The 12,019-nt window shown below is 59.4% G+C and carries 10 protein-coding genes; 8 read left to right on the top strand and 2 right to left on the bottom strand.

Going from position 1 to position 12,019, the window contains the following annotated elements; genetic code table 11:
• Positions 1–72: 72 nt before the first annotated feature.
• Entirely contained in the window at positions 73–762 is a 690-nt protein-coding gene (locus AC1DIH_RS00530; RefSeq protein ID WP_477770194.1) for a response regulator transcription factor, read from the bottom strand.
• 113 nt (positions 763–875) lie between these two features.
• On the opposite strand from AC1DIH_RS00530, the gene AC1DIH_RS00525 reads away from it, so the two are divergent.
• On the top strand, positions 876–1,568 hold the full coding sequence (locus AC1DIH_RS00525; protein WP_477770193.1) for a response regulator transcription factor: 693 nt from the start codon (positions 876–878) through the stop codon (positions 1,566–1,568).
• A complete protein-coding gene (locus AC1DIH_RS00520) occupies positions 1,546–2,919 on the top strand; it encodes a sensor histidine kinase (RefSeq protein ID WP_477770192.1) in 1,374 nt (457 codons plus the stop codon). The genes AC1DIH_RS00525 and AC1DIH_RS00520 overlap by 23 nt, the downstream gene beginning before the upstream one ends.
• Before the next feature lie 112 nt (positions 2,920–3,031).
• On the opposite strand, the gene AC1DIH_RS00515 is transcribed toward AC1DIH_RS00520, so the two are convergent.
• The gene (locus tag AC1DIH_RS00515; RefSeq protein WP_477770529.1) at positions 3,032–3,322 is read right to left on the bottom strand and encodes a hypothetical protein; all 291 of its coding nucleotides are present in this window, start codon (positions 3,320–3,322) and stop codon (positions 3,032–3,034) included.
• Here AC1DIH_RS00515 and pmrG point away from each other — a divergent pair.
• From pmrG to AC1DIH_RS00485, 6 genes are all read left to right on the top strand, one after another.
• Positions 3,297–3,896: a lipopolysaccharide core heptose(II)-phosphate phosphatase PmrG gene (gene pmrG / locus AC1DIH_RS00510; protein ID WP_477770517.1), complete on the top strand. Its 600-nt coding sequence runs from the start codon at positions 3,297–3,299 to the stop codon at positions 3,894–3,896. The two genes, AC1DIH_RS00515 and pmrG, sit on opposite strands and share 26 nt — an antisense overlap.
• Before the next feature lie 528 nt (positions 3,897–4,424).
• Positions 4,425–6,074, top strand: a complete 1,650-nt coding sequence (gene arnT, locus AC1DIH_RS00505; protein WP_477770191.1) for a lipid IV(A) 4-amino-4-deoxy-L-arabinosyltransferase — start codon at positions 4,425–4,427, stop codon at positions 6,072–6,074.
• A 154-nt stretch (positions 6,075–6,228) separates the two neighbouring features.
• On the top strand, positions 6,229–7,764 hold the full coding sequence (locus AC1DIH_RS00500) for an ArnT family glycosyltransferase (RefSeq protein WP_477770190.1): 1,536 nt from the start codon (positions 6,229–6,231) through the stop codon (positions 7,762–7,764).
• 323 nt (positions 7,765–8,087) lie between these two features.
• Positions 8,088–9,104 (top strand): iron ABC transporter substrate-binding protein, encoded by a 1,017-nt coding sequence (locus AC1DIH_RS00495; protein ID WP_477770189.1) that lies wholly within the window; start codon positions 8,088–8,090, stop codon positions 9,102–9,104.
• A gap of 4 nt (positions 9,105–9,108) precedes the next feature.
• The gene (locus tag AC1DIH_RS00490) at positions 9,109–10,722 is read left to right on the top strand and encodes an ABC transporter permease (RefSeq protein ID WP_477770188.1); all 1,614 of its coding nucleotides are present in this window, start codon (positions 9,109–9,111) and stop codon (positions 10,720–10,722) included.
• Entirely contained in the window at positions 10,719–11,825 is a 1,107-nt protein-coding gene (locus tag AC1DIH_RS00485; RefSeq protein WP_477770187.1) for an ABC transporter ATP-binding protein, read from the top strand. Before AC1DIH_RS00490 ends, AC1DIH_RS00485 begins: the two co-directional genes overlap by 4 nt.
• The last annotated feature ends 194 nt before the right edge of the window (positions 11,826–12,019 follow it).

Here is a 12,019-nt window from a genome sequence, read left to right as displayed (position 1 = left end):
AGCCTGTCCACGAATCAGCCGAAGATAGCCAACAGCGCCTTGCAGAGCGTTCGCCTGCAGGTAAACATTTATTTAATCGGGCTCGCGACGGCCCTGAAAACTGTAACCCGCGCCCGGAACGGTCTTGATCAGCGAGTACTCGAAACCTTCATCGAGTTTGCGCCGCAGGCGATGGATATGTTTGTCGATGACATTGTCATTGGGGTCAAAGGCGTAATCCCAGGCACTGTCGAGCAGCATGTCGCGGGTGACCACCTGACCGCTGTGACGCATGAGTTTTTCCAGCAGCAGCGCCTCGCGCTGTTGCAAGACAATGCTACGGCCCTGACGCACCGCCGTACGGGTCGCGCAGTCGAGTTCGAGTTCGCCGACTTGCAGCTTACGCCCTGCTGCACTTGGTTGATCGGCGCCGCGCAATAAAGCGTCGAGACGTGCCAGCACCTCGGCGAACGCATAGGGTTTTGCCAGGTAATCGTCGCAACCGGCTTGCAAGCCTTCGACCTTTTGCGCGGTGGTCGACTGAGCGCTGAGCATCAACACCGGGATACGTGAGCCGCGACTGCGTATCGCCCGCACCAGGGCGATACCGTCGAGCCCCGGCAGGCGCCGATCGACAATCAATGCGTCATGAATACCTTCCAGGGCCATGGCCAGGCCATCGTTGCCGTCTTCGGCGACATCCACTACATGCCCGCTTTCCGTCAGCCCACGCAACAGGTAGGTGGCGGTCTGGGCATCGTCTTCAACGACTAGAATGCGCAAGGAGCTTTCTCTCTCAACCTAAACTTTTATTTATCCGGCGGCGACGTTGGCGCCTGCCTGGATTTGACACACTATGCCATCTCTAACCCGTTCAAGTGGCCGGTTCAACTCCCATGACCCACGTTCTGGTCGTCGAAGACGACAACTCCACCGCTCGCGAAATTGAAGCAGCCCTGCAGGACCACGGGTTTACCGTCACGTGCGTGAACAATGGCCGCGACGGTTTGCTCAAAGCCCTCAGCGAGCCCTTTGATCTGATCGTGCTCGACCGGATGCTGCCGGGCGGCATCGACGGGCTGGGCGTATTGACCGCCTTGCGAGCGGCGAGCGTGAGCACGCCGGTGTTGATCCTCAGCGCCCTGAGCGCGCTAGATGAGCGTGTTCGAGGCTTGCGTGCCGGTGGTGATGACTACCTGACCAAGCCTTTCGAATTCATCGAACTGACCGCACGGCTGGACGCCTTGAGCCGTCGCCGTGCCGAACCTGCCACCCGCGAACCGGACAATCAGTTGCGCGTCGGCAACCTGCACGTCGACCTGTTACGGCGCAGTGTGCGCCGTGGCGATCGAACCATCGACCTGGTACCGCGTGAATACGCGTTGCTGGAACACCTGATGCGCAACGCCGAACAAGTGGTCACGCGCACCATGTTGTTTGAAGCCGTGTGGAATTACAGCTACGACGAGCGCACCAATGTCATCGAGGTGCATATCGGCCGCCTGCGTCGCAAGATCGACGCCGAAGGTGAACCGCAGATGATCCACACTATCCGGGGGGCCGGCTATGTTCTCCGTTCACCTGAGTGAGATTCCGCGCACCATCAGTTTTCGCACGGGCCTGATGTTCCTCGGGCTGTTCGGTTGCTCGTTTCTGGCGCTGTTTGGTTACATTTACTGGCAAACCGCGTTTTACCTGAAGACCGAGGCCGACACTGCGCTCTATCGCCAGGTTGAGAACCGCAGTCAGCAAACTCCGCAACTGCGTGAAGAGGAAATCCGCAAACACGCCATTTCGGACACGGAAGGTCGCCTGCCCCACAGTTTGTTCGATGAAAACGGCCAGTACATTGTCGGCGCCATTCATCAAATGCCGACGTTCAAGAAATTTGATCGGCCCGCCGAGTTCGACTGGCAAAAATCCAATGATCGCTCCCGTCCGGTGCGGTTCATTGCCCATAAACTGGAAGACGGCAAAATCCTGCTGGTCGCCCAGGACATGCATGATATCGGCGAGTTCGACGAACTGTTGGTCCATGCGCTGGTTTCCGGTGGGGTCCTGCTGCTGGTGGTCGGCCTGTTAGGTGCGATCGGCCTCGGTTACTCGGCGCGGCGCCGGCTCGACAAGTTGAGCGACTCGATCAAAGGCATCATCGAGGGCGACTTGAGCAGCCGCTTGCCCACCCTGGGCAACAACGATGACATCGACCGCCTCGCCAACGTCGTCAACAGCATGCTCGATGAGCTGGAACGCCTGATGAGCGAGGTCAAGGGCGTCTGCGACGACATCGCCCACGACCTGCGCACGCCCCTGACCCGACTGATTGCAGGCCTTGAGCGCGCGCAACGCCGGGGTCTGCGCGAAGACGAATACGCGGCAAGCATTGACTCGGCGCTGAGCGAGGCCAAGGGCCTGCTGATGACGTTCCGTGCCTTGCTGCGCATTTCCGAAATCGAGGACAGCGCACGACGCAGCCACTTTGCGCCGGTCGATCTGAACCTGATCGGCGCCGATGCCACCGAACTCTATGAACCGCTGGCCGAGGAGCGCGGCATCAGCCTGGCATTCCATGCCGGCACGCAGCCAACGCTGATCGCTGGCGATGCGCAACTGCTGTTCGATGCCTGCTGCAATCTGCTGGACAACGCGATCAAGTTCTCACCCGACCATAGCCGCGTCAGTCTTAGCGTCATCAGTGATGCAACGGGCGTCGGCATTCGGGTCATCGATAACGGTCCGGGGATTGCGGAAGACGAGCGCGAGGCGGTATTTCGCCGGCTCTACCGTTCAGAACTGAGCCGTCACACACCCGGCAATGGGTTGGGCTTGAGCATGGTCTCGGCCGTGGCGCGGTTGCACGACATGAAGCTTGCGGTCTACGACGCGGGCCCGGGTTGCCGAATCGATCTGCTGGGAAAACAGACTCACGAAACAGCTTGAAACAATCGGGCTTGAGCGGCTCTTGCCGCCTTCCCCACGACCTCGCGCGGGGTCTTGGCGGAGGCGTCTCTGGTCGATGGCAATGCAATTAAAATCAAACAATTAGCTGTCGTTAAGGGTGGGTTAAGCGTTCCAGCGAAATTTTCACATTCGTTTCACTTATCCCCCACTTGCCCGCCTCTACATTGATCATTGCAAATCGACCTTCAATGCTCGCGTTTTCCGTGAACTGTCTATGCTGACTGCTTGAACGGATTCGAAATTCTTCATCCCAATACGACTTACAGGTGAAAGGCGTGGTTAATACTGTATTACCCAAGGACTTGCCTAAACGAGCGGTCAAAAAACGGTTTTTGAAGGTCACGCTAGCGGCGTCAGTGGTGATAGTGGCCGCTCTGGTCACGGGGTTCACCTTGTGGCCCCGGTCTCCGGCGATGCTGGCGGAAGGTGATCACATGACAACGGCTGGCGTATTCCAACACTGGCAGGCAGGCGATGTAGTGGTGCTGGTTCGACATGCCGAACGCTGCGATCAGTCGAAAAACCCGTGCCTGGGCCCAGCCGATGGCATTACCCAGGTAGGCAGCGTGGCATCGACAGACGTCGGCAAGGGGTTCAACGCCCTGGGCATGGACCATGCTGATGTGTTCAGCAGCCCGGCGACCCGCACGATGCAAACCGCGCAGTTCATGTTTGGCAAAGAGGCGTCGCATCAGGAATGGCTGGCCCAATGCGGCAAGGCCATGCGTGACGATGTGGTCGCACACAAAACGGCGCATCGCAATCTGGTCCTGGTCACGCACAGCGGCTGCATCAGCGACTTCGAGAAACAAACCGGCTTCAAGCATGCTCCCACCAGTCAGTACACCAGCGCCCTGTTCGTCTCGGTGACCGCTGACGGGCAGCTTAAAGTGCTCGGCATCGTGAATTCCGGGGACTGGCCAGCTGTGCTGGATAAGCGATTCGCCAGCAAATAGTACGGATGAACAGGACACGCCGGCGCTGTTAACGAACCCCAAAAAAAACGCCATAACGGCAGTTCGCCAGCGCTCGCGTGTACTAGAAACAAATTGAATAACTTTATTTTTTTCAGCGAGTTACTGGAAATCCGGGGATTTCACGCTTGAATGCCAGCCTGGGGGAAATCCTCAATGGAAGACTCGACGCTCCACTTGTAGCATGCGGTGTCCGCTCATAGCGGCTCACCCACCTACATTCGTCCAGTCCGCTGCCAGGAGGCCCAGGAATGTCATGCGTCGACTTTATCCTTTTGCCGAGTAATACGGCCGGCTCGCCACAGCGATGCCTGCGCCCCTGCACGCGTCTTTGTTGAAGAAGAGCGGGCAGCATCGAACGTCGTAACCAAAACACCCAAAACCGAGCAACGTCTTCCGGTATCAAGGCCGTCCCATGAAGCGAAAAACAATACTCGTCACGCATCACTTTACTGATTGCTCACGCAGCAACCCGAACTGTCGAATGAAGTCGCAGGGAGCACGAGTCAAATGATCAAGCGCTGGGCTCTACCCTGCCTGTTGTTGGCCTTCGGCCTGTTCTACCTGTTGCCGATGGTTGGCCACGGGTTATGGATTCCTGACGAGCCTCGCTACGCGCAGATCAGCCAGGAGATGTTGCTGAGCGGTGACTGGGTGTCTCCGCATTTCATGGGCTTTCGCTACTTCGAGAAGCCCATTGCCGGTTACTGGATGATTGCCATCGGTCAGGCGATCTTCGGCGAGAACCTGTTTGGCGTGCGTATTGCCTCGGCAGTCGCCACCGGCCTGAGCGTGTGGTTGGCGTATCTGATCGCCCGTCGCCTGTGGAATGATCCGCGCAAGAGTTTCGCTGCCGCCCTGCTTTATATGAGCTTCGGCCTGATCGCCGGCCAGGCTGGCTACTCCAACCTCGATCCGCAGTTCACCTTCTGGGTCAACCTGAGCCTGGTTGCCCTGTGGTTTGCCCTGGATAACAAAACCCCACGCAGTAAACTCGGGGCCTGGGCGCTGCTCGGCTTCGCCTGCGGCATGGGTTTCCTGACCAAGGGCTTCCTGGCCTGGCTGTTGCCGGTGTTGATCGCACTGCCTTACATGATCTGGCAAAAGCGCTTTGGTGAATTGCTGCGTTATGGCCCGGTAGCGCTGGTCGTCGCCATCGTCGTCAGCCTGCCGTGGGTGCTGGCGATCAATAGTCACGAACCGGATTTCTGGCGGTTCTTCTTCTGGCACGAACACATTCGCCGGTTCGCCGCCGAAGATGCCCAGCACACCCGGCCGTGGTGGTTCTTCCTGCCAATCATGGTGGTTTCGAGCCTGCCGTGGGCCGCCCTGTTGCCCTCGACACTGGCTCAAGCCTGGAAAAACAAGACTCAGAACACCACCGGTTTCCTGCTGCTGTGGATGCTCCTGCCGCTGGTATTTTTCAGCCTGAGCAAAGGCAAGCTGCCAACCTACATCATGCCGTGCCTGCTGCCGCTGGCCTTGCTGATGGCCAGCACACTGATCGATCTGGTGAGCGAGGCCCGTGGCCGGGCGATTCGTATCAACGGCCTGATCAACGTAGCGATCGCGACGATTGCCCTGATTGTCCTGATCTATCTGCAGATCAGCAGGCCAATCTTTGAAAACACCGAGATGTTCACCCTGTCGCTGGGCTTCATCGTGCTGGCCGGCTGGATCATCGCCAATGCCCTGCAAGCGCTTCGGCCACTGGTCTATTGGGCCACTCCGGCGCTGGGAATCTGGCTACTGGTCGCCCTGCTGCCAGCCGCCATGCCCGCCGTCATCGTCAACAGCAAGATGCCTGACCAGTTCATCGCCGAGCATGTTCAGGAATTGAGCGAAACCAGCTCGCTGCTGAGTAACGATCTGGGCGCGGCTTCGGCATTGTCCTGGCGCCTGAAACGCCCCCAGGTTGATCTGTACAACACGGTGGGTGAGTTGAAGTACGGTACCGATTTCCCTGAGGCCGCACACCGCAAAGTCGACATGGACAGTGTCCAGCAGTGGATGACCGAAGCCCGTAAAAAGGGTTCGGTGGGCGTGGTCATGCGGGTGAAAAATGCGCTGGAAGAGCAGGAAGTCTTGCTGCTGCCGATCGATGGCAAGCACTACAAACGGGGCGAACTGGAGATCCTGATTTTCCCGAAACTGCCCTGAAGACTCCTGATGAGCGGGTTTACCGGGTGATGATGTGCAAATCGTCACCCGGCAAGTAGATGATCTGCATTTTCTGACCCGGCGCGCAGGTTGTGGCGTTCAACGGCACGGCGCAATCCTGCAGCTGGCGGTCAAGACCGAAGGGAAATACCACATGAAGTCGCGGGAAACGGAAACACGCGCGCTGCTGATCCTGCTTGGGGTTTCAGCGCTACTCCTGTTATTGGGACTGGGTACTCGAGAACTTTGGGGCCCGGAAACCCGTTGGGCCAATATCACGCTACAGATGCTGCAAAGCGGTAACTACTTCGACCCATACCTCATGGGCGGCTCCTATTACGACAAGCCGTTGCCCTCCTACTGGTTGATTACCGCCACCACCTGGTTCACCGGCGGCCTTGGCCACTGGTCCTTGCGCCTGACTTCGGTGATTTCAGCCTGGCTCAGTGTCTGGCTGGTCTACCTGATCGGCGAGCAGCTATTTCGCAAAGGCACCGGCCTGATCGCCGGCTGGATGCTGGCAACCACCTTCTATTTCGTCTTCTGGGCCAGGGTCGCAACGGCTGACATTCTGACCGTATGCGGTGTGCTGGCAGCGATCTGGTGGTATTGGCGCGGGCCGGACGACACTCGACTCGGTCGCTACTGCGTGTTCTTCCTGCTGCTGTCGGTGACCTCGCTGTTCAAAGGCCTGATCGGTTTCATCCTGCCCGGCCTGGTGCTGCTGCCCCATCTGCTGCAGGACGGCCGCTGGAAACGTCACCTCAACCTGCGCCTGTGCGTCGCCCTACTGGTCGGCGGTCTGGTCTACGCAGTGCCGTTCGTGTTGTCGAATATCTACGGCGCCCCCACCTCCGCCGAAAATGGCCTGGGACTGGTCTTCCGGGAAAACGTGGTGCGGTTTTTCCAGCCGTTCGACCACATCGGGCCCATTTACACCTACCTGATCTACTTGCCGGTTTATACCCTGCCGTGGGCCCCGTACTGGGTGCTTGGGCTGTGGGTCGCGGCTCGTAACTGGCGCACGCTCGAACCCAATGCCCGTTGGTTGATCTGGGGTCTGGGCTTGCTGTTCCTGTTCTTCACCGCCAGCGGTAGCCGACGCAGTTACTACGTCTTGCCGCTGGTGCCGTTTGCCCAACTGTTGGCGGCCTGGTGGGTCACCCGCCGCATGGAAGAACGACGCGCTGCCGGCAAAACCGAAGGACGCGGCCTGAAGATCGGCTTTGGCGTCACGACGGCCCTGCTGTTGCTGATCCTCGGGATTATCGTGCCCTGGAGCAACACGGGTGGCGGCGTCATGCAGTTTGGCAAGGACGTCAAGGCTCAAGCCAGCCTGATCGCCCCGTGGAATCAATGGCGGATGGTGATGGTCGAGGTCGACAACAAAGTCCCGATGTACCTGCAAAACGGCGGTGCACCGTTCTACTACGTGCCTGATACCCAGGACTTCCCCCGTGAAGGCACCACCGCGCAGTTCATGGCATGGCTGGATAAAACCAGCGGCCAGCACTGGGATCCGCAGCGCACCATCATCGTGGCGCACTACAAACGTGGCGATCAGCTGCCGTTGAACTACTTGACTGCCGACCATCAGGCCGTCGTCACGCAACCAGACAACGGTGAACGGCTGCTGCATCCGCGCTCGGACGCCAGCGTCGCCTTCATCCCCAACGCCCCCGCCCAATAACAAAGCATCGAGAGGCCCAACGGGCCTCTCGATCCTTCCTTTCCAGCACCGCTCACATGAAATCAGTGGGCCTCATCGACGATAGTGTTTGAATTCAAACCGCTCTGTCCTTCAAACTCCCTCCTCAGCGCCTCAATCTAAATACAAACGACATTGATTAACGACTGATTTGACGTTTTTTTCACATATCCCGCACTACATTGCCGCCACCAAAATCTATGCGAATGATTCGCATTGTTCGGGGCGAGCTGCAGGGATAGCGGGAAGCGAACGACAGGCTCGCCCACCTGATTCTCAATAAAACTGCAGGAGCTGCTAACAACATGAATCACCGTCGCCCTTCGTTTCTGAAAACCGCGCTGCTCGCTACCGCTCTTATGGGGGCTGGCCATGTCTTTGCTGCGCCAAGCAGCGACGGCATCGTGGTCTACAACGCTCAACATGAGACGCTGACCAAAGCCTGGGTCGAAGGTTTTACCCGTGAAACAGGGATCAAGGTCACGCTGCGCAACGGCGATGACAGCGAGATGGGCAATCAGCTCGTGCAAGAAGGTGCGGCCTCCCCGGCAGACGTGTTCCTGACCGAGAACTCCCCGGCCATGGTACTGGTGGATAACGCCGGGCTGTTTACCCCTGTTGCGCCGTCGACCCTGGAACAAACCGGTTCGGCCTACCGTCCGGCCCATGGCAAATGGGTGGGGATCGCTGCTCGTTCGACCGTGTTTGTCTACAACAAAAGCAAACTGGCCGAAGCCGACCTGCCCAAGTCGCTGATGGACCTGGCGTCCCCAAGCTGGAAAGGTCGTTGGGCCGGTTCGCCTGCCGGCGCCGATTTCCAGGCAATCGTCGCTGCCGTACTGGAACTCAAGGGCGAAGCCGCCACCCTGGAATGGTTGAAGGGCATGAAAGCCAACGCCACCGCCTACCGTGGCAACAGCGCTGTACTTAAAGCAGTGAATGCCGGCCAGATTGAAGGCGGCGTGATCTATCACTACTACAGTTTCGTCGACCAGAGCAAAACCGGCGAGAACAGCAAGAACACCTCGCTGCACTACTTCAAGCACAAAGATCCGGGCGCGTTTGTCAGCCTCTCCGGTGGCGCTGTCCTGGCATCCAGCAAACACCAGGAAGAAGCTCAGGCGTTCCTGAAGTGGATCACCGGTAAAGAAGGCCAGGCCATTCTGAAAAACGGTAACTCGTTTGAATACGCCGTCGGCCAGAAAGCCGAGTCGAACCCGAAACTGGTGCCGCTGGCGCAACTTGACGCGCCTGTGGTCGATGCCTCCAGACTCAACAGCAAAAAGGTTGTCGAGCTGATGACTCAGGCGGGGTTGTTGTAATCCGATGTCCAAGCCAGTCGCGCTGCCAGAAGCTAGTAAAGTCGCCCAACTGACGACTCTGGCCCACCCTCGTCAACACCCTCGCCGCGCCTCCGGGAGGCGTAGCGGCTCGTGGGTGGTGGCCATATCCATTCTGGTGTCGTTGCTGGCCCTGCTGCCGTTGGCGTTTGTCATCGGCATTTCCATCAAGACCGGCTGGGCGACTATCGCCGAGCTGGTCTTCAGGCCTCGAGTGGCCGAACTTTTGATCAACACCGTTCTACTGGTGGTGATCACGATTCCTTTATGTATCGCGCTTGGCGTGGCACTCGCCTGGTTGACCGAACGCACCGACTTGCCGGGCCGCCGCCTCTGGTCGGTGCTGGCAACGGCGCCGATCGCGGTGCCGGCCTTTGTCCACAGTTATGCCTGGGTCAGCCTGGTACCACCGATTCACGGGTTGTTTGCCGGGGTACTGGTTTCGGTCATCGCCTACTTCCCGTTCCTCTATCTGCCCATCGCCGCCACCCTGCGGCGCCTTGACCCGGCCATCGAAGATGTCTCCGAATCGCTGGGCCTGAAGCCCTGGGCAGTGTTTTTCCGGGTGGTGCTGCCGCAACTGCGCCTGGCCATCTGTGGCGGTTCCTTGCTGGTCGGGTTGCACTTGCTGGCTGAATACGGCCTGTACGCGATGATTCGCTTCGACACCTTCACCACAGCGATCTTCGACCAGTTCCAGTCGAGCTTCAACGGCCCGGCGGCGAACATGCTGGCCGGGGTCCTGGCGCTGTGCTGCCTGTTGATGCTGACCGCCGAGTCCGCCTCCCGAGGCCACGCCCGTTACGCACGAGTCGGTTCCGGCAGTGCGCGCCTGCAACGCACCCAGCGGCTGACACGCAACACCAAAGCCGCCGCACTGTTGTTGCCAATCATCACCAGCGTGCTGGCCCTCGGTGTGCCGCTGATTACCCTGGCCCAATGGTTGATCGCCGGTGGCGCGGACGTCTGGCGCATGGCGGAAATTCTCCCGGCATTGAAACAGACCCTCGTACTGGCCAGTGTCGGCGCGCTGATCACCACCTGCGCAGCCGTACCGGTGGCCTGGTTGTCGATACGTTCGCCGGGGCGCCTGCATCGCATCCTGGAAAGCTGCAACTACATCACCAGTTCATTGCCGGGAATCGTCGTGGCGCTGGCGCTGGTGACCGTCACCATCAGCTTCGCCCGGCCGATTTACCAGACCACCATCACGGTGCTGCTGGCGTACCTGCTGATGTTCTTGCCACGCGCGCTGGTCAGTTTGCGCGCCGGTATTGCCCAGGCACCGGTAGAGCTGGAAAATATCGCCCGCAGCCTGGGCCGTTCGCCGAGCCAGGCGCTCTGGCTTATTACCATGCGCCTGGCCGCACCGGGGGCAGCCGCCGGCGCAGCGCTGGTGTTTCTGGCAATCACCAATGAACTGACCGCGACCCTGCTGCTCTCGCCAAGTGGCACCCGCACCCTGGCCACCGGTTTTTGGGCCATGACCAGCGAAATCGACTATGCCGCAGCGGCACCTTACGCGCTGATCATGATTTTGCTGTCGCTTCCGTTGACCGCGCTTCTCTATCATCAATCCAAACGCACGGCAGGCCGATGAACGCTCTCGAACTGAACTCCATCTACAAAACCTTCGGTGCCCTGCCTGCCCTGGACAACGTCAGCCTGTCGGTGCCTGCGGGCAGCCGCACGGCCATCGTCGGCCCTTCCGGCTCGGGCAAGACCACCTTGCTGCGAATGATTGCCGGGTTCGAGTTCCCCGATTCGGGCAGTATCTCGCTCAACGGCCAGACACTGGTCGACGGCTCGACCGAAGTCCCCGCGCATCAGCGCATGATTGGTTATGTGCCCCAGGACGGTGCACTGTTCCCACACATGACGGTGGCCGGCAACATTGCCTTTGGACTGTCGGGTGATGCCGCCTTGAAACAAGAACGCGTCGCCGAGTTGATGGACATGGTGTCGCTGGATTCACGCATGAGCCAGCGCTGGCCGCACGAGCTTTCCGGCGGTCAGCAGCAACGGGTCGCCCTGGCCCGGGCCTTGGCGCAACGGCCTCGGCTGATGCTGCTCGATGAACCCTTTTCAGCACTGGACACCGGCCTGCGGGCGTCCATGCGCAAGATGGTTGCCAAACTTCTCTCAGACACCGGCGTGACCACCATCCTGGTTACCCATGATCAGTCCGAGGCGTTGTCATTTGCCGATCAACTGGCCGTGATGCGTCAGGGCCGACTGGTGCAGACCGGGCAACCGATGGATCTGTACCTGCATCCTCAGGATGAAGAAACCGCGCTGTTCCTCGGGGATGCCGTGGTCATGCCGGCGCTGATCGAGAATGGCTACGCGATCTGCGACCTGGGCCGGGTTCAAGTCAGCAGCACCTCGCCAAACGGCGCAGCGCAGATCATGTTGCGACCCGAGCAGTTGGAGATTTCCAGTCAGCCGGCCGACCTGGAACAGGTGGATGGCTGCATCGGGGTGGTGACCGATCGCGACTTTGGCGGCAATACCTGCACCTTGACGGTAGACCTGAAGGCCCCCTCACCTGCTACGAATGAACAGTCGGCGAGCCGCTCGTTACTGGTTCGCAGTTCCGGGGTGCATGCGCCAGCCGCTGGCAGCCTGGTACACATTTCGACCCTGGGTAGCGCGCACGTGTTGACTCAGCCTGTTCGCCGCCAGGCGGTTACGACGCCATAGCTTGGCGCTTGGCGCTTGACGCAGGCTCGGGTTGCAGTAGTCTTGACGACCTCTTTGCTATCATTTTCAGTGATGTGCGGGCTAAGTAGTGGTTTTCTTCGCGGCGCCTGAAAAATGGCGATAGCCGTCAGAAAGGACTGTAAGCGTTGAAAAACCCTGAACATTCGCTGTAAAGGTTACAGTTAAACATTCTC

Source organism: Pseudomonas sp. 05N36 (assembly GCF_056397385.1).
This window is presented reverse-complemented; position numbering and strand designations above follow the sequence as displayed.

What these genes read in the sequence shown, in the direction of transcription:
- AC1DIH_RS00525 (WP_477770193.1), top strand. Translation starts at nt 876, where the DNA reads ATGACCCACGTTCTGGTCGTCGAAGACGACAACTCCACCGCTCGCGAA.
- AC1DIH_RS00520 (WP_477770192.1), top strand. Translation starts at nt 1,546, where the DNA reads ATGTTCTCCGTTCACCTGAGTGAGATTCCGCGCACCATCAGTTTTCGC.
- arnT (WP_477770191.1), top strand. Translation starts at nt 4,425, where the DNA reads ATGATCAAGCGCTGGGCTCTACCCTGCCTGTTGTTGGCCTTCGGCCTG.
- AC1DIH_RS00500 (WP_477770190.1), top strand. Translation starts at nt 6,229, where the DNA reads ATGAAGTCGCGGGAAACGGAAACACGCGCGCTGCTGATCCTGCTTGGG.
- AC1DIH_RS00495 (WP_477770189.1), top strand. Translation starts at nt 8,088, where the DNA reads ATGAATCACCGTCGCCCTTCGTTTCTGAAAACCGCGCTGCTCGCTACC.
- AC1DIH_RS00490 (WP_477770188.1), top strand. Translation starts at nt 9,109, where the DNA reads ATGTCCAAGCCAGTCGCGCTGCCAGAAGCTAGTAAAGTCGCCCAACTG.
- AC1DIH_RS00485 (WP_477770187.1), top strand. Translation starts at nt 10,719, where the DNA reads ATGAACGCTCTCGAACTGAACTCCATCTACAAAACCTTCGGTGCCCTG.